This is a genomic window from Streptomyces sp. Ru71 (assembly GCF_002920535.1).
Lineage (GTDB): Bacteria > Actinomycetota > Actinomycetes > Streptomycetales > Streptomycetaceae > Streptomyces.
Genome location: NZ_PQSS01000001.1, coordinates 116,030 through 133,858, shown reverse-complemented (window position 1 = coordinate 133,858; position 17,829 = coordinate 116,030). Strand labels below are relative to the sequence as shown.

Genomic DNA, 17,829 nt, shown 5'->3' with positions numbered 1-17,829 from the left:
CTGATCTACAGGGCCCGGGCGACGAGCAGCGCGACGTCGTCGTGGTCGTCGGCGGTCCGCAGGCCGTACAGCAGCAGGTCGCAGGTCTCCTCCAGGGGCCGCTCGGGTTCGTCGAGGAAGCCGAGCAGGGCGTTGAGCCGGTCGTCGATCGGGTGCTGCCGGGTCTCGACCAGGCCGTCGGTGTAGAGCACCAGCACGTCGCCCGGGACCATGTCCACCATGGTCGTCTCGAACCGGATGCCGCCGACTCCGAGCGGCGCCCCGGAGGGCAGTTCGAGCAGTGCCGGGGCCCTGCCCGGGTGCGCGAGCGCGGGCGGCATGTGCCCCGCGTTGGCGATGCAGCACTGTCGCGTCACCGGATCGAACACGATGTAGAGACAGGTGACGATGTAGTGCTCAAGATCGCAGGTGATCTTGTCCAGATGCCGCAGCACCTCGCCCGGGTCCAGGTCCAGGTCCGCGTACGCGCAGGTCGCGGTGCGCAGCCGGCCCATGGTCGCGGCGGCGTCGATCCCGTTGCCCATCACGTCACCGACGACCAGGGCGGTCTTGTCGCCGTTCAGCCGGATGACGTCGTACCAGTCGCCGCCCACCTCGCTGGTGGCCTGCGCGGGCTGGTAGCGGGAGGCGAGCTCCAGACCGGTGTGGTGCGGCGGATGGTCGGGCAGCAGACTGCGCTGGAGGGTCAGGGCGGTGTTGCGCACGCTCTGGAACCAGCGGGCGTTGTCGATGGCGATGGCGGCCCGGCTGGCCAGCTCACCGGCCAGGATGACGTCGTCGTCGTCGAAGGGGACCGGGTTGCGGGTGCGCTTGAGGTCGAGGGCGCCCAGCACCTCGCCGTGCGCGATGAGCGGCACGGCGAGATAGGAGTGGACGCCGGCGCGCGCGAGCAGGGCGGCGGCTTCGTCGTCACGCGCGATCCGCGGCAGATCGCGTTCGCCGACGTGCCGCACCAGGATCGGCCGGCCGGTGTGGACGCACAGCGTGACCAGCCGGTCGCCTTCGTACGAGGCGAGGTCGCCGGGGGTGTCGGCGGCGCCCAGCGCCACGGTGGGGTGGGCCGCCTTGAGGGCCAGGGCGCGGAAGATCTCCGGGCCGTTGTCCGGCTCCCGCACCCGGCGGCAGGCCAGCGCGGCGTCCAGTACGTCCACGGCGGCCACGTCCGCGAGTGCGGAGGTGGCGATGTCGGCCAGCTCGGCGGCGGTCTGCTCCACCTCCAGCGTGGTGCCGACGCGGGTGGAGGCGTCGGCGATCAGCGCCAGCCGGCGCCGGGCCCGGTCCGCCTCGGCCGCCGCCCGGTGCCGCTCGGTGACGTCGACGACCGAGGTGGCCGCCCCGAGCACGCGCCCGCCGGGGTCCTCCAGCCGGTAGAAGGACAGGGACCAGGCACGTTCGTGTTCGGGGTCGGACAGGGCCCGGCCCACGTGGTACTGGTCGAGCAGCGGGGTGCCGGTGGTGAGCACCTGACGCAGCGCGGACTCGACGGTGTCCACGTCGGGGAAGGGCAGGGTCTCGCGCAGGTGCCGGCCGATGTGGTCCGTGGCGGGGATGCCGTCGATCCGCTCCAGTGCCGGGTTGACCAGGAGGTACCGCAACTCGGGGTCCAGCAGGGCCAGGCCGATCGGGGACTGGTTGATCAGCCGCTCGCACAGGGCCAGATCGGTCTCGACGCGCTGCAGCAGGCTGTGGTCGGCGGCCAGGCCCAGGGCGTAGACGTCCCCGAGGTCGTCCAGGAGGCGCATGTTGCGGAACTCCATCACCCGCGTGCTGCCGTCCTTGTGCCGGATCGGGAACGCCCCGGCCCAGCTGCGGCCCGTCTCCAGGACCTCCGCGAACAGCTTGAGGACCGCCTGGAGGTGCTCGGGATGGATGATCAGCCGGGCCGCGGGCCGGCCCAGCGCCTCCTCCGCGGAGTACCCGAAGAGCTCCTCGGCCTGCGGGGTCCAGAACACGATGCGGCCCTCGACGTCCAGCACCAGGGCGGCCACGCTGAGCACGTCCAGCAGGCTGGTCTGCCGGCGCGTCTCGACGCCGTACGGATCACCGTCGTACGAGGTGGCGTACGGATCGCGGGCGGACGGCGGCGAGGCGGTCTCGTACGGGTCGTCGTCGGACGACGTCGACGCGGTGCCGTACGGGTCGTCGTCGGACGACTCCGATGAGGCGTCGTACGGATCATCGTCGGAAGCGAAGGATTCGGCTGTCATCCCTGTCCTCCTGTCACCGGCCCCTTCCATGCTCCCTCCGGACCTCCCGGAGGGCGAGAGCGCCGGTGCGGGCCGTGCGCATCGGGCGGACTCGCAGGACGATGGTCGTGTAAAGGACGTGGCCCATGAACGCTGATCGAAACGGCTCCGGTCCCCCGGCGCCCGCACAGGCGCGGGATCTCTTCGACGCGTCCACCGACGCGGTCGCCGTGGTGTCCGGCCGCGGTGTCGTGCTCGGCTGGACCCGGGCCGCCGAGGACCTTCTCGGCTACCCGGCGCCCGAGGTCGTGGGCCGGTCCGCCGCGCGCCTGTCGGCGGTGCCCGGGGACTCGGTGCGGGTCGCCCGGGTCGCCGAGCGGTGCCGGTCCGGCATGGGGTGGAGCGGTCTCGTTCCGGTGCGGCACCGCGACGGCCACCGCGTCGACGTCGATCTCAGGGTGTCCGCCTCCTTCCGCCTCGCGCACGACGAGTGCTTCCTGCTCTCGGTACGCGGGCAGGAGCAGCGGTGGTCGGTCGGCGAGTCGGTCCTCGACGGCTTTCTGACCCGTTCTCCGGTCGGTATGGCGGTGCTGGACCGGGGGCTGCGCTATGTCTGGCTGAACGACACCCTGGAACGGCTCGGCGGTGTGCCCAGGGAACAGCGGCTGGGGCGTCGGCTGAGCGAGCTGCTGCCCGGGCTGCAGACGGACGCCCTCGAAGGGCTGATGCGCAAGGTCCTGGAGACCGGGGTCCCGGTCAGCGACTACGAGTACGTGGGCTGGAGCTGGTCCGATCCCCACCGCCAGCACGCCTACTCCACCTCGTTCTTCCCGCTGGTGGACGCGGACGACTCCGTCACCGGCGTCTGCTACATGGTGCTGGACGTCACCGAGCGGTGGAACGCCCGCCGACTGCTGTCGCTGGTCAACGAGGCCGGCGCCAGCATCGGCACGACGCTGGACGTGCTGCGCACGGCCCAGGAGCTCGCCGACTTCGCCGTGCCGCGCTTCGCGGACCTCGTCGTCGTCGACCTGCTGGAACCCGTCCTGAGCACCGCGGGCTCCGGGGCGTGGCTGTCCGACGCCGGACCGGCGTCGGCCCGCGTGGCGATGCGTCGCGCCGGGCTGAGCTCGGTGCGCAACGGCTGCCCGGAGGCCGTGGCCCGCGTCGGGGACCGGGTGGACTTCCTGCCCCCGTCGTACGACATGAGCACGCTCATCAGGGGCGAGCCGCTCCTCGTCCCGGTGCTGGACCCGGCCGGCGGGGACGAGGTCGCCGCACGGTCCGCCGGCGTCACGGGCATCCGGGGGGCCGGGCTGCACTCCCTCATCTGTGTGCCGATGCGGGCCCGGAACACCGCGCTGGGCCTGGCCACCTTCGTCCGTTCGCTCAACCCGTCCTCGTTCGGGCCCGACGACGTCCTGGTGGCGAAAGAACTGGTGGCACGGGCGGCGCTGTGCGTGGACAACGCCCGCCGCTACACCCGGGAGCACACGGCGGCCGTCACCCTGCAGCGCAGTCTGCTGCCCCAGGCCCTCAGCGGCGGCACCGCCCTGGAGGTGGCCTCGCACTACCTGCCCGCCGACCCGGCGGGCGGTGTCGGCGGCGACTGGTTCGACGTGATCCCGCTCTCCGGCAGCCGGGTGGGCCTGGTCGTCGGCGACGTCGTCGGCCATGGCATCACGGCGGCGGCCGCGATGGGCCGGCTGCGCACCGCGGTGCAGACCCTCGCCGACATGGAGATGGCGCCCGACGAACTGCTGGCCCACCTCGACGACCTCGTGCTGCGGCTGAGCGAGGAGGAGTCGGCCGTGGGGCAGAACCACGGCGCGACCGCCTTCCTCGGCGCGACCTGCCTGTACGCCGTGTACGACCCGGTCTCCCGGCGGTGCACGATGGCCCGGGCCGGTCATCCGCCGCCGGTCGTCGTCGCGCCGGACGGACACGTCCACTTCCCCTCGCCTCCGGCCGGACCACCGCTGGGCCTGGGCGGGATCGGCTTCGAGACCGGCGAGATCGAACTGGCCCCGGACAGCGTGATCGGCCTCTACACCGACGGCCTGATCGTGGGAGCCGACCGGGACATGGAACGGGGCATGGCCCGGCTGGGCGAGGTCCTGGCCCCGCCCGGTTCCGACCTCGGCACGCTGTGCCGGACCGCCGTCCGGCAGCTCGTCTCCGGGCCGCAGTCCGACGACATCGCCCTGCTGCTGGCCCGTACGCGCGCGTTGCCGTCCGGTCATGTCGTCTCCTGGGAGGTGCCCGCGGAGCCGGCCGCCGTCGGTGTGGCCCGGGCCCGCGCCACCCGCCAGGTCGAGGAGTGGGGTTTCCCGGAGCTGGCGATGGCGACGGAGCTGATCGTCAGCGAGCTCGTCACCAACGCGATCCGCCACGCCGAGACGCCCATTCGTCTGCGCCTGCTCCGCGACACGCGCCTGACCTGCGAGGTCACCGACGGCAGCAGCACCGCTCCCCGGCTGCGCCATGCCCGCAGCACGGACGAGGGCGGCCGGGGCCTGTTCCTGGTGGCCCAGCTCGCCCACCGCTGGGGAGCCCGGTACACCTCCCACGGGAAGATCATCTGGGCGGAGCAGGAGATCCCGTGAGCGGGCGGGTCACCACGTGGGGTGTGCGCTGACCCCTCCGTCGACCACGAGGTTCGTGCCGGTGATCCAGGCGGCCGCGTCGGAGGCGAGGAAGACGCACGCGTCGCCGACGTCCTCGGGGCGGCCCAGGCGGCGCAGCGGAGCGGCGGCGGTCCATCGGCGTACGCCGTCGGGCCAGTCGCCGGCGAGGCCGGGGCGGTCGATCAGGCCGGGGGACACGGAGTTGACGCGGATGCCGTGCGCGCCGTACTCCAGGGCGGCGGAGCGGGCGAACATGATCAGGGCGGCCTTGGCGGCGCTGTAGTGGGCGTGTCCGGGTGCGGGCTGACTGCCCTCGATGGAGGCGATGTGGGTGATCGACCCTGAGCCGCCCTGCCGCATGACGCGTGCGGCGGCCTGGGTGCAGTGGAACGCGCTGGTCGTCGTGGCCTCGTGCATCCCTCTCCAGTCGGCGGCCGTCAGATCGGCGAGGGGGGTGACGGGCTGGACGCCGGCGTTGTTGACCAGGGCGTGCAGCCGGCCGTCGGCCCAGTCGTCGGCCTCCTGCACCAGGCGGTTGCAGTCCTGCTCCACGGTCAGGTCGGCGGGCAGCGCACAGGCCCGGCCTCCCGCGTCCGTGATCGTGTCGACCAGGGCGCGGGCCCGGTCGGCGCCGCGGTGGTAGTGGGCCACGACGGCCGCACCGGCCCGCGCGAACTGCCGGCAGATCCCGCCGCCGACGCCGCCGCTCGCGCCGGTGACCAGCACCGTGCGGCCGGTCAGATCGGGCAGTCGCGGGTCACCCATCACAGCGGCCTTTCCGTCATGCGGGTGGGGGCGTGCGGGCGGTACAGGGCTTGGATGCGGGCCGCGTGGCGCGGGTGGCGGGCGCGCAGTGCCGCCACGGTCTCGTCGTCCGCACCGTCGTAGTCGCGGGGCAGGAAGCCGGGCGCCATGGTCGTACCGAACAACGACCAGGCGCCGCCGGGGACCACGCGTGCCCCCATCCAGGTGCCCGCCGGCACCACGGTCTGCACCAGCGCGTCGGGGCCGTCTCCGCCGAGGTGGACCAACCGGTCCGTGCCGTCGGGGGCGAGCAGCAGCAGTTCGAGCGGATCGCCGCGGTAGAAGTGCCACACCTCGTCGGTGGGGAGGCGGTGCAGGGCGGAGGCGTCGCCCTCGGCCGAGGTGAGGAGCGCGATGATCGCCGATCCGGCCGGCCGTCCCTCGGCGTCCGGCGGTCCAGCCCAGGTGCGCCGGAACAACCCGCCCTCCACCGGCAGGGGTTCGAGGCCGTACCGCGCGGCGATGTCCGCTGCCGTGTCCCGGCCGTGGGGGTCGGGCATGACCGTTCCTTCCGGGTGGGTGTCCGTCGCAGCGACTGTACGGGACGGGCGGCCGGGCGGCCCGGGGAACACGCGGCCGGACGCATGACCCGTTCGGCGTAGCGAGCAAACGATTCCCCGGGTGACGCCCGCAGGCCGTGGCGCCGCCGGGCCACCGCCCCCGTGATCATGAAACGCGTGCCGGGCCGGCACCGCCGCCATCGGCCCGGCCACCTTTTCCCTTTCCCTCGTGAGGAGTTCACCGTGTCCGTCCGCCGTCTGCTGACCAGCACCCTCGGTTCCGTCGTCCTGGCCCTGTCGTCCCTGGGCGCCACCACCGCCACCGCGACGCCGGCGGCCGCCGACCCGTGCGGCTTCTACGAGACCAGCGCCGACGCCTACTACAACCACTGCACCTCCGACGGCTCCCGCGTGGTGATCAAGGTCGAGGCGGCCTGGGCCGACGACTACGAGCGCTGCGTGGCCCCGGGCCGGACCTGGCTGGGCTCCGCGTCCGGGATCCAGGGCGCCCACTACGTCGGCCGCACCTGCTGACCAGGGCTTCGAGGGACGCCGTGCGGTGACCGGGGCACGGCGCGACAATCGGCGTATGGATCAGCGGACGTCGCGCTACGGCGAGCAGGTCTTCCCGCCGGACCGCGCGGGCGAGGGCGCCCGGATCGACCTGGGCGCCCTCGCCTACGACGATGTCACCCTGCACCGGTTGCGGGAGCTGGGCGTCGGCCCCGGGTGGCGCTGTCTGGACGTGGGAGCCGGCACGGGCAGCGTGGCGCGCAGGCTGCTGCGGGAGACCGGCGTGTCGGAGGTGGTGGCGGCCGACCGCGACGTCCGGTTCCTCCTGGCGGACCCGATGCCGGGGCTGACGCCCTGTCAGGCGGACGTCACCTCGGACGACTTCGCGCCGGGGCGCTTCGACCTGGTGCACGCGCGGTTCGTGCTCATGCACCTGCCCGGCCGGGAGCGGGTGCTGCGGCGGCTGGCCGGTCTGCTCGCGCCGGGCGGGATCCTGGTCGTCAGCGACGCGGTCGACCTGACGACCGAGCACGCACCCCGCAGCCCGCTGACGGACGCGCTGCGCGCCATGTGGCAGGGGCTGCGGGACACGATCGGCACGGACGTGACGTGGGTTCCGCGCTGCCCCCATCTGCTGCAGGAGGCCGGACTGCGGTCCGTCGCCGCCGAGATGCACGTGCCGCCACTGGTGCCCGGCAGTGCCGTCAACCGCTTCTGGGCCGACACCTGGCAGCGGGCTCGGGAGGCGATGGTTTCGACCGGGCTGATCGACGACGCCGGCGTGGACGAGGCGGTGCGCTGCCTCGACTCCCCCGTGTTCACGGGGCTGCCGCCCGGCATGCTGACCGCATGGGGACACGCGCCGAACTGACCACCGCCGCGATGCCTGACGGGGCCCGCCCGGGTCATTCGACGGGGCGAACGGCGTTGCGGGCGGCGCGGCGCGCGGTGTGGACGGCTCCCTCCCGGGTGGTGCCGCGCAGGCCGAGGACGACCCGGGTGCTGAGCCCGTCGAGAAGGGCGAGCAGTTCGTCGGCGACGGCCGGGACCTCGTCCTCCGGCAGAGCGAAGCGCCCCCTGGCGCAACCCCCCCGCACCAGCAGCCGTTCCAGGTCCTCCTGCCAGGCCTGGTCGAACTCCTCCTGCGCCTTGGTCAGTTCGCCGTTGCCCGCGGCGCGGGCCCACAGCTCGACCCACAGCATCCAGCGGGAGTCCCGTGGCCCCTCGGGCAGGTAGAGCTCCAGGAAGGCGTCGAGGCGGCGGTTGACGGTGGTGCGCCGCGACAGCAGGGCCCGCCGCTCCTCGGTGAGCCGGTCCTCGCTCCAGCGCAGCGCTTCGAGGAGCAGACGGTCCTTGGTGCCGAAGTAGTACAGGATGTGCCCGCCAGACGTACCCAGGCGCTCCGCGAGCCCGGACATGGTGAGCTCGGCCAGGCCGTGCTCGGCGATGGCTCGCATCGCCTCGTCGAGCATGCGCTCACGGGCGATCGCCCCGCCGCGCCTTCGTCGTGCCACCTGTGCCGTCACGGCGACCAGTCTAGCGGCGCACTCCTACAGACCTTGAACGCCGGTCAAGTTTTCATGGGTTCCGCGTCCGCCTATTGACAGAGCCGGACCGCCTTCCACATCTTGTATGACGTTCAAACTTCCTTGAACCCCGTTCAAGTCATCCGCTCGCGGCCAGCCGCCCGATCCCCGGGGATGCACCTCCATGACGCACACTCCTGCCGACACACCGCACGGCGCCTCCCCTCCGACGCCCGCGTCCTCGACCCCCGCGCCCGCCGCGGCCGGCGGCATCCCGGCACCCACCGCGCTCGCCCGGGTGCTCGGCCCCGTGGGCGCGGTCCTGCTCACGCTGTCCTGCATCACCCCCGCCTCGTCGCTGTTCATCCTCGTCCCCGAGCTGTTCGCCGGTCAGGGCACCGGCGCTCCGCTGACCATCGTGGTGGGCATCGTCATCTCGGTCGCGGTGGGCGCGTGCTACGCCGAACTGGGCACGCTGACACCGTCGTCCGGCGGTGAGTACGCCATGGTCGACGCGCTGCTCGGTCGCTTCCTGGGCTGGGTGACCTTCGCGATGACCATCGCGATGCTCGTCGTCATCCCCCCGGTGATCGCGCTCGGGACGGCCGACTAGCTGGCCGACCTGGTGCAGGTGGACCCGCAGGTCGCCGGCTGCGCCGTCATGCTGGTGGCGATCGCCACGGCCGTACTGGACGTGAAGTCGAACGCCCTGGTGACCGGGGCGTTCCTGGTGCTGGAGGTGGTGGCCGCCGTGGTGGTGGCCGTGCTCGGCCTGGCCCACGCCGAGCGTTCCCCGTCGGTGCTCGTCCACCCCGAGGTGTCCGCGGCCACCGCCGGGCAGGCCACGTTCACCGCCGGTCTGCTCGTCTCCGGGCTGGCCGCCGCGATGTTCGTGGTCAACGGCTTCGGCACCGCCTCCTACCTCGCGGAGGAGATCCACCAGCCGCGCCGCAACGTGGCGCGGGCCGTCTTCTGGTCGCTGTTCATCGGTGCCGCCGTCATCGTCGTACCCGCGGTCGCGGCGGTCCTCGGCACCGCGTCGACCGAGACCCTGTCCACCGCCACCTTCTCCGACCTGGTGCGCGGCTGGGCCGGCGACACCACGGCCACGGTGATCGACCTGTGTGTCGCGCTGGCCATCCTCAACGCGGTCCTGGTGATGGTGCTGCAGAACGCGCGGGTCGTCTACGCCTCCGGCCGCGACCGGGCCTGGCCCGCACCGGTCAACCGGGCGCTGACCCGCCTCCACCCGCGCTTCGGCTCCCCCTGGGTCGCCACCCTGGTCATCAGCCTGCCCGGGGCGGCACTGGCCGCCTTCGTCGATCTGTCGACGCTGTACGAGGCCACCGGCGCCATCCTCGCCGTCGTCTACGTCCTGCTCGCCCTGGCCGCGCTGGCCGCCCGCCGGGCACCGCTGCGCGGCCGCCCCGCCTGGCGGATGCCGCTGTGGCCCCTGGCGCCCGTCGTCGTGCTGGCCTCGGTCGGATACGTCCTGTACCAGCAGGCCGGACGCGACCTCGCGCTCACCGGCGCAGTCGTCGTCGCGGCGTCCCTCTACCACGTCCTCTACCTGCGCCGTCACCCGCACGACCGGTGGCAGGTGGCCGCTCCCGACGCCGACGACTGATCCCGCCTGGCCCCGAGCCCGGGCGGCGCACCCCGCCCGGGCCGTTCAGCACCACCCGCACCGACTGGAGATACCGATCGTGACTCCCCCCTCCCCCGCCCACCTGGTCCTGCGCAACGCCCGCATCCACACCGTCGACCCGGACCTGCCCGCCGCCGAGGCGCTCGCCGTCCGCGACGGCCGGATCGCATGGCTGGGCTCCGACGCGGACGCCGCGCTCTGGACGGGCCCCGGGACCGAAGTGATCGACGCGGGCGGACGGCGGGTGCTGCCCGGCTTCGTCGACGCGCACAACCACGTCCGGCTGGGCTCGGACGAGGAGTGCGTGCAACTGGCCGGGGCCCGCTCGCTCGCCGAGGTCGCCGACCGGATCGCGGCCTGGCGCGAGCGGCACCCGGACGCCGGCTGGATCGAGGCGGAGGGGTTCGACTACTCCGTCCTCCCCGAGGGCCGAATGCCCCGCGCACGCGATCTGGACGAACTCACCGGCGACACCCCCGCGTTCGTGCTGAGCTACGACGTGCACACCATGTGGCTCAACAGCGCCGCGATGGCCCGGCTCGGCGTCATCCCCGGGTGCGGCGCGCTGCCGTTCGGGGTGCCGGAGACGGACCCGGCCACCGGTGAACCCACCGGCTTCGTCAAGGACTTCGCGGTGCGCGGTCTGTCCCGCGAGGGCCATCGGGCGCTGCGCGCGCTCGGTGTCCCCTGGGCATCGGCCGAGCGGCAGTACGGGCGGCTGCTGCGCAGCCTGGACGACGCAGCACGGTTCGGCATCACCACCGTCGTCGAGCCGCAGAACTCCCTGGACGACCTGGAGCTGTTCGTACGGGCCCGCAAGGAAGGGCGGCTGCGCTCCCGGCTGGTGGCCGCGCTGTTCCACCCCCGCGGCACCACTGAGGCCGACCTGGACGAGTTCGCCGAGGCCGCGCGCCGGTTCGACGACGCGTGGATGCGGGTGGGCCCGCTCAAGCTCTACATCGACGACGTGGTCGAGCCGCGCACCGCCGCCCTGCTGGAGCCGTACACCGGCTGCCGGCACCGCGGTGACACCTTCTACCCTCCTGAGGAGTTCGGTGAGCTGCTCACCCGGCTCGACGCACGCGGCTTCCAGTGCTTCGTGCACGCCACCGGCGACCGCGGCATCCGCACCGTCCTGGACGCCGTCGCCCGCGCCCGTGCCGTGAACGGCCCCCGCGACGCCCGTCACCAGGTCGTCCACGTGGAGTGCTGCGACCCGGCGGACGTGCCGCGCTTCGCCGAACTGGGGGTGGTGGCGTGCATGCAGCCCAGGCACTGCGCCCCCGAGATCGCCGGTCCCGGCCAGGACTGGGCACGCAACGTGGGCCCCGAGCGCTGGCACAAGGCGTGGCCCATGCGCAGCCTGCACCGGGCGGGGGCGACGCTGGCGTTCTCCAGCGACTGGAACGTCGCCGAGATGGACCCGATGGTGGGCCTGTACACGGCGGTGACCCGGCGGCCGCTGGACGGCGGCGAGGCGTGGATGCCGGAGGAGACCGTGGACATCGAGACGGCCGTCCACGCCTACACCATGGGTTCGGCGTACGCGAACTTCCTGGAGCACGAACGCGGTTCGCTGTCGGTGGGCAAGCTCGCCGACCTGGTCGTCCTCTCCCGTGACGTGCTCGGCGTGGAGCCGGCGGAGATCCCCGGAACGGTGTGCGAGCTCGTCATGGTCGGCGGGCAGGTCGTCCACCGGGCCTGACGGGCACGTCGCACCGCGGTACATCAGGCATCCGGAACGGGGTACTCCGACTGGAGCGATGTCCCCTCGGGAAAGGCCGGGCCGATGCTGTCCCACATGCTGGATCAGGGTGTGCTGGTCGTCACCGTGCAGAACGACACGGGCGACGGGCGAACCGAGCTCCTGGAGGAGATCGAGGATCTGATCCGTGGGTATCAGCCCCTGCCCGTGGTGATCGCGGTGGAGGACCCCGACGTCGGCGCCGCGGCGATCGACATGGTCCTTCAGGCGCACCGTGTCTGCGTGCGTCTCGGGGTGCTGATGTCGGTGATCACCCACAGCGCTCCGCTGCGGCGAATGCTGCAGACGCGTGCGGAGCGCGACGGCGTCCGCCTGGTCATCAACGCGCGCGCCGACATCGCGATCGCCGCGGCGGCCTTCGCGGCAGCCGCCTGACGTCCCTCCCGGTCCCGTGCGTGACCTCCGGGCGCGTTGCAGCCCGGTCCCCGCCCCGCTTGTGCTTACCGTGCTCTGGAGACGACCGGCTGTCGGTGACGAGAGAGGCGTGCGGCGTGGTGTCGGATGCGGGCCGGGCGGCGGCGAGGCGGGGCCGCGGTCCCCGGGCGGGCGGTGGCCTCACCGCGCACGCGGTGCGGCTGCCCTCGCGCCGCCGCGGCGGCCCGCCGGCGCCGCCCGCCGAGTGCTCCGTGCGCTGGCTGCGGGTCGCCGCCGCCCACGCCTGGCGGCTCATCCTCGTCGGCATCGTGGTCTACGGCGTCTTCACCGTGCTGGGCCGCTTCCAGCTCATCGCCGTGGCCCTGTTCCTCGCCCTGGTCATCACCTCGGTGCTGCGTCCGCCGACGGATCTGCTGGCGCGCTGGCTGCCCCGGCCGCTCGCCGTCGCCGTCGCGCTCGTGGGCAGCGCGGTGCTGCTGCTCGCCCTGCTCGCCCTGGTGGGCAACGCCATCGCGGACGAGTCGACGAAGCTGGCCGGTGAGTTCCGCAGCGGTGTGCACCGGATCGAGCTCTGGCTGCGCCGGCCGCCGTTCCGGCTGGGCCCCCACTCCCTGAGCGACCTGCAGCGGCAGATCGTCTCCTATGTCTCCGCGCACCGGGCCGGCCTGCTCAGCAGCGCCCTGAGCGGCATCGGCCGCGCCGTCGAGATCGCCACCGGCGGCGTGCTCGCGGTCTTCTCCTCCCTGTTCTTCATCCACTCGGGAGAGCGACTGTGGGCCTGGGCGCGCGACGAGTTGGTGCCCAGGGACGCCCGGCCGGCTTGGGACCGGGCGGGCCGTGTGGCCTGGCGCGCGTTCGCCGGATACACCCGCGGCATCGTCATCGTGGCCGCCACCAACGCCGTACTCGTCGGCATCGCGCTGCTGGCGCTGCGCGTGCCGCTGGCCCTGCCACTGACGCTGCTGGAGTTCTTCGCCGCGTTCGTGCCGCTCATCGGCTCGCCGATCGCGCTCGGCGTGGCCACGGTGGTCGCGCTCGCCGGGCGCGGCCCGCTCACCGCGCTGGCGGTGCTGGCGCTCATCGTCGTCATCGGACAGCTGGAGGGGCATGTGCTGCACCCCCTGGTGATGAGCTGGGCGGTGCGGCTGCACCCGCTCGTGGTGGCCGTGTCGGTCATCGCCGGCGGCATCGTCGCCGGGGTCATCGGCGCGGTCGTGGCCGTGCCGTTCGTCTCGGTGGCCTGGGCGGTGCTGCGGGCGCTGCGCCCTGATCCAGGCGGGACCTGACCGTATGCGCCGACGTCCGGGGGACGCCCCGCGCATCCCGGTACCGGCCGGGGACGAGCGGCACGGGCCGCTGCCGGCGCTGCTGCTGACGCTGACCGTGGTCACCGGTCTCGTGGACGCGGTCAGCTATCTCGGGCTGGGGCGCGTCTTCGTGGGCAACATGACCGGCAACGTGGTCCTCATGGGCTTCGCGCTGGCCGGCAGCGCCGGTCTGTCCGCGCTCGCGTCCGTGGCCGCCCTGGCCGCGTTCCTGCTCGGCGCGTTCGCCGGCGGGCGGATCGGCGCGCGGTACGCCACACACCGCGGGCACCTGCTGCGCGCGGCGGCCGCCGCGCAGGCGGTCCTCGTCGCGGTGTCCGTGGTGGTCGCCGCGGTCGCCGGCGCACCGGTGAGCGCCGGCGCCCGGTACACGCTGATCGTGCTGCTGGGCCTGGCCATGGGTCTGCAGACCGCCGCGGCCCGGCGCCTCGGCGTCCCGGAACTGACCACCACGGTGCTGACGCAGACCCTGACCGCCCTGGCCGCCGGCCCGAGCGGGCGGCGTGGGCGGGGCCTGCTGTCGGTGCTGGCGATGTTCCTGGGCGCGCTCGTCGGCGCGCTGCTCGTCCTGCACGGCCATCTGGTCCTCACCCTCGGCCTGGCCCTGCTGCTGCTCGCGGCGACGTCGGTGACGGTCCACCGGCTGGCGGCGACCGAGCCCGACTGGGTCCGCGCCGGGTCGTAGGCCGGGCCGGCCGAGGTGAAATCGGTGGCGCTGCCGGGCAGTTGCGGGCGACCATGCCCCGCATGAGCGACGAACCCGCGCGATGGACCCAGGCGACCGTCTACCCCGACATGTGGACCGACCCGGACGACGACCCCCGCGACAGCGGGGGCCCCGCCCCGGAGGGAGAACTCGCCACGCTGGAGGACTTCCTGCGCAACTACCGGCTGACCCTGCGGATGAAGTGCGAGGGCCTGGACGCCGAGCAGCTGGCCCGCCGGTCGGTCCCGCCGTCGACGATGTCCCTGCTCGGCCTGGTCCGGCATCTCGCCGAGGTGGAGCGGGACTGGCGCAACTGGATCACCGACGGCGACCCGCTGCCGAAGCTGTACGGCGAGCGTGACGCGGACTTCGACCGGGCCGTCGCCGATCAGGCCGTGGTCGAGGCCGCGTACGCCGACCTGGAGCGCGAGCAGGCCGCGACGGACGCCGCACTGGCCGCCCACCCGGACCTCGGCGAGCGGGTGGGCAAGGACCGGATCTCCATACGGGAACTGCTCGTGCACAGGATCGAGGAGTACGCCCGTCACTGCGGCCACGCCGACCTGCTGCGCGAATGCGTCGACGGACGGGTCGGCCAGTGAGCCGGAGCCGAGGCGCCTGACCGGATCACCGGCCGGCCGACGTCGCCTGACGGGTGGCCGGGGCCGGCCGGTGGTGGCCGTCGGTACCGAGCGCGTGCAGGATCTCCTCGACGCTCCGCTTGGCGTCGCCGAAGAGCATGCCGCTGTTCTCGCGGAAGAACAGCGGGTTCTGCACGCCCGCGTAGCCGGAGGCCATGGACCGCTTGAAGACGACGACCTGCTCCGCCTCCCACACGCGCAGCACCGGCATGCCGGCGATCGGGCTGGCCGGGTCCTCGGTCGCGGCCGGGTTGACGGTGTCGTTGGCGCCGATGACCAGCACGACGGAGGTGTCGGCGAAGTCGTCGTTGATCTCGTCCATGTCCAGGACGATGTCGTAGGGCACCTTCGCCTCGGCCAGCAGCACGTTCATGTGCCCGGGCAGGCGCCCGGCGACGGGGTGGACGCCGAAGCGGACCTCCACTCCGCGCTCGCGCAGCCGGCGGGTCAGCTCCGCGACCGGATGCTGGGCCTGCGCGACGGCCATGCCGTAGCCGGGGGTGATGATCACCGAGCGGGCCCGGGCGAGCATCCCGGCCACCTCCGCCGCCCGCACCTCGCGGTGCTCGCCCTGCTCCTCGCCGCCGCCGGACGGCGCCTCGATGCCGAAGCCGCCGGCGATGACGGACAGGAAGGACCGGTTCATCGCCTTGCACATGATGTACGACAGATAGGCACCGGAGGAGCCGACCAGCGCGCCGGTGACGATGAGCAGGTTGTTGTCGAGCAGGAATCCGGCCGCGGCCGCCGCCCAGCCCGAGTAGCTGTTCAGCATGGAGACCACGACGGGCATGTCGCCGCCGCCGATCGAGGCGACCAGGTGCCAGCCGAGTGCCAGCGCCAGCACGGTCACCGCGATCATCAGGGCCAGGTTAGGGCTGACGGTGAACCACACGGTCAGCGCGACGAAGGCGACGAGCGCGCCGATGTTCAGCGCGTTCTTGCCGGGCAGCATCAGCGGACGGGACTTGATGCGCGCCGAGAGCTTGAGGAACGCGACGACGGACCCGGTGAAGGTGACCGCGCCGATGAAGACGCCGATGACCACCTCGGCGTGGTGGATGCGGAGCAGGTCGGCGCCGATCAGGGTCTGCTCCGTGCCGTGCGCCTCCACCTCCAGGTAGCTGTTCCAGCCGACCAGCACCGCGGCGAGGCCGACGAAGCTGTGCAGTACGGCGATCAGTTCCGGCATCTGCGTCATCTCGACGCGGCGGGCCCGCCACAGGCCGAGCACCGCGCCCAGCGCCATGGCCACCACGATCAGGGTCACCGCACCGGCCGTGATGCTCCGCGCCGCCACCACGACCGTGGCGACGAGCGCCAGGGCCATGCCGGCGATGCCGTACACGACGCCGGCGCGGGAGGTGCGGTGCTGGGACAGACCGGCCAGGCTGAGGATGAACAGCAGGGCGGCGACCAGGTCGGCGGCGTGGGAGGCTGTCAGGGAGGTCATCTCGGCTCAGCCCTTCGAGAACATGGACAGCATGCGGCGGGTGACGGCGAAACCGCCGAAGATGTTGACGCTGGTCAGCAGGATCGCCGCGACGGACAGCGCGGTGACCAGGGTGCTCTCGTGCCCGGTCTGCAGCAGGGCCCCGACCACGACGATGCCCGAGATGGCGTTGGTCACCGACATGAGCGGGGTGTGCAGGGCGTGGTGCACCTTGCCGATGACGTAGTAGCCGATCACCACGGCCAGCGCGAACACCGTGAAGTTCTCGGCGAGTTGGGCGGGCGCGAAGGCGACCAGCAGGAACAGGGCGAGCATGCCGAGCCCGATCAGGGCGAAGCGCCCCGCCGGTTTCGCTCTCGCCGGCGCCGGTTCCGCCTCGGGTGGCGTGGGCTGCGCGGCCGGAGCGGCCGAGACCGGGACGGGCGGCGGTGGCCAGGTGACGTCGCCGTCGCGCACCACGGTCACGGCCCGCTGGACGACGTCGTCGAAGTCGATCACCAGCCGGCCGTCCTTGCCGGGGGTGAGCAGCTTCAGCAGGTTGACCAGGTTGGTGCCGAACAGCTGCGAGGCCTGCGCGGGCAGCCGCGAGGCCAGGTCGGTGTAGCCGATGAGGGTGACGCCGTTGTCGGTGACCACGGCACGCCCCGGTACGGTGCCCTCCACGTTGCCGCCCTGGGCCGCGGCCATGTCGACGACGACGCTGCCCGGCTTCATCACGGCCACGTCCTCGGCCGTCAGCAGGCGCGGCGCGGGCCGGCCCGGGATCAGCGCGGTGGTGATGACGATGTCCACGTCCTTCGCCTGCTCGTGGTAGAGCTCGGCGGCGGCGCGGTCGTAGTCGGCGGAGGTCGCCTTGGCGTAGCCGTCGGTGCTCGCCTCCTGCGTGACGTGCACCGGGAGGTACTCGCCGCCGAGTGACTTCACCTGGTCCGCGACCTCGGGCCGCGGGTCGGTGGCCCGTACGACCGCGCCGAGGCTGGAGGCGGCGCCGATCGCCGCGAGACCGGCCACCCCGGCGCCGGCGACCAGCACCTTCGCCGGGGGCACCTTGCCGGCGGCGGTGACCTGGCCGGTGAAGAAGCGGCCGAAGACGTGGGCGGCCTCGATGACCGCCCGGTATCCGGCGATGTTCGCCATCGACGACAGTACGTCCATGGACTGGGCGCGCGAGATGCGCGGCACCGCGTCCAGCGCCAGCGAGGTCACGCCCGCGTCGGCCAGCGCCCGCAGCAGCTCGGGCCGGTGCGCCGGGGACAGCAGGGCGACGACGGTGGCGCCCCGGCGCAGCCGGGAGATCTCTGCGTCCGATGGGGAGTTCACCTTCAGCACGACGTCGGCGTCCCAGGCCTCGCCGATCTCCGCGCCGGCATCGAGGTACGCCTGGTCGCCGAAGCCGGAGGCGGCGCCGGCCTCGGGCTCCACCACGACCCGGTAGCCCAGGGCCAGCAGCTGACGCACGGTCGCGGGGGTCGCGGCGACACGTGTCTCCCCGGAGAGGCACTCGGCCACGACGCCGATGCGCTGGGATGAGTGGTGCGCGGGTTCCTGTGCAGACATATCTCGCTTCTCTCCTCTGCGGAGGTTGACGGGCTATCCGCGATCAAGGGATGTCCGCCGGGATCCTTCCCGAGGGACGCACGCCGTAGGAACCTACCCGCCGAAGCCGCCTTTTCGCCGTACATGACCAGGGGCAGCCGCACGAATCCCGCCGTGATCCTTATGCTTGCGGCACTGACGACCCGCAGGGAAGGCTGAGCCGC

Annotated in this window: 14 protein-coding genes and 1 pseudogene; 9 read left to right on the top strand and 6 right to left on the bottom strand. The window is 73.1% G+C overall.

What is annotated here, in order from left to right:
• Window positions 1-5 precede the first annotated feature (5 nt).
• Window positions 6-2,207, bottom strand: coding sequence for a SpoIIE family protein phosphatase (locus C3489_RS00635; protein WP_258054509.1), 2,202 nt, complete (start codon window positions 2,205-2,207; stop codon window positions 6-8).
• A 125-nt stretch (window positions 2,208-2,332) separates the two neighbouring features.
• Between C3489_RS00635 and C3489_RS00630 the strand changes: the two genes are divergently transcribed.
• Window positions 2,333-4,792, top strand: a complete 2,460-nt coding sequence (locus C3489_RS00630) for a SpoIIE family protein phosphatase (protein WP_103778628.1) — start codon at window positions 2,333-2,335, stop codon at window positions 4,790-4,792.
• Window positions 4,793-4,801: 9 nt separating this feature from the next.
• Here C3489_RS00630 and C3489_RS00625 read toward each other — a convergent pair whose 3' ends face one another.
• Together C3489_RS00625 and C3489_RS00620 are read right to left on the bottom strand one after the other, a co-directional pair.
• Window positions 4,802-5,578, bottom strand: coding sequence for an SDR family NAD(P)-dependent oxidoreductase (locus tag C3489_RS00625; RefSeq protein WP_181139437.1), 777 nt, complete (start codon window positions 5,576-5,578; stop codon window positions 4,802-4,804).
• A complete protein-coding gene (locus C3489_RS00620; protein WP_103778626.1) occupies window positions 5,578-6,117 on the bottom strand; it encodes a cupin domain-containing protein in 540 nt (179 codons plus the stop codon). Before C3489_RS00620 ends, C3489_RS00625 begins: the two co-directional genes overlap by 1 nt.
• 243 nt (window positions 6,118-6,360) lie before the next feature.
• Here C3489_RS00620 and C3489_RS00615 point away from each other — a divergent pair, with 243 nt between their 5' ends.
• Both C3489_RS00615 and C3489_RS00610 read left to right on the top strand, forming a co-directional pair.
• Window positions 6,361-6,651 (top strand): DUF6355 family natural product biosynthesis protein, encoded by a 291-nt coding sequence (locus C3489_RS00615; protein ID WP_103778624.1) that lies wholly within the window; start codon window positions 6,361-6,363, stop codon window positions 6,649-6,651.
• Between the two features lie 55 nt (window positions 6,652-6,706).
• Window positions 6,707-7,501 carry a class I SAM-dependent methyltransferase gene (locus tag C3489_RS00610; RefSeq protein WP_103778622.1) on the top strand — a complete coding sequence of 265 codons (795 nt, stop codon included), beginning with the start codon at window positions 6,707-6,709 and terminating at the stop codon, window positions 7,499-7,501.
• Window positions 7,502-7,535: 34 nt separating this feature from the next.
• On the opposite strand, the gene C3489_RS00605 is transcribed toward C3489_RS00610, so the two are convergent.
• Window positions 7,536-8,102 (bottom strand): TetR/AcrR family transcriptional regulator, encoded by a 567-nt coding sequence (locus C3489_RS00605; RefSeq protein WP_103778620.1) that lies wholly within the window; start codon window positions 8,100-8,102, stop codon window positions 7,536-7,538.
• Between the two features lie 238 nt (window positions 8,103-8,340).
• Between C3489_RS00605 and C3489_RS00600 the strand changes: the two are divergent.
• From C3489_RS00600 to C3489_RS00575, 6 genes and pseudogenes are all read left to right on the top strand, one after another.
• Window positions 8,341-9,783, top strand: a pseudogene (locus tag C3489_RS00600) (APC family permease).
• Window positions 9,784-9,862: 79 nt separating this feature from the next.
• Window positions 9,863-11,509 carry an amidohydrolase gene (locus C3489_RS00595; RefSeq protein ID WP_374936707.1) on the top strand — a complete coding sequence of 549 codons (1,647 nt, stop codon included), beginning with the start codon at window positions 9,863-9,865 and terminating at the stop codon, window positions 11,507-11,509.
• 96 nt (window positions 11,510-11,605) lie between these two features.
• On the top strand, window positions 11,606-11,944 hold the full coding sequence (locus tag C3489_RS00590) for a hypothetical protein (RefSeq protein WP_258054508.1): 339 nt from the start codon (window positions 11,606-11,608) through the stop codon (window positions 11,942-11,944).
• 119 nt (window positions 11,945-12,063) lie between these two features.
• Window positions 12,064-13,230: an AI-2E family transporter gene (locus C3489_RS00585; RefSeq protein WP_103778880.1), complete on the top strand. Its 1,167-nt coding sequence runs from the start codon at window positions 12,064-12,066 to the stop codon at window positions 13,228-13,230.
• Window positions 13,231-13,234: 4 nt separating this feature from the next.
• Entirely contained in the window at window positions 13,235-13,954 is a 720-nt protein-coding gene (locus C3489_RS00580) for a YoaK family protein (RefSeq protein WP_103778614.1), read from the top strand.
• A gap of 53 nt (window positions 13,955-14,007) precedes the next feature.
• Window positions 14,008-14,577, top strand: a complete 570-nt coding sequence (locus C3489_RS00575; protein ID WP_103778612.1) for a DinB family protein — start codon at window positions 14,008-14,010, stop codon at window positions 14,575-14,577.
• Between the two features lie 25 nt (window positions 14,578-14,602).
• On the opposite strand, the gene pntB is transcribed toward C3489_RS00575, so the two are convergent.
• On the bottom strand, window positions 14,603-16,069 hold the full coding sequence (gene pntB, locus C3489_RS00570) for a Re/Si-specific NAD(P)(+) transhydrogenase subunit beta (protein ID WP_181139436.1): 1,467 nt from the start codon (window positions 16,067-16,069) through the stop codon (window positions 14,603-14,605).
• A 6-nt stretch (window positions 16,070-16,075) separates the two neighbouring features.
• Window positions 16,076-17,626: a Re/Si-specific NAD(P)(+) transhydrogenase subunit alpha gene (locus tag C3489_RS00565; RefSeq protein WP_103778610.1), complete on the bottom strand. Its 1,551-nt coding sequence runs from the start codon at window positions 17,624-17,626 to the stop codon at window positions 16,076-16,078.
• Between the last annotated feature and the right edge of the window lie 203 nt (window positions 17,627-17,829).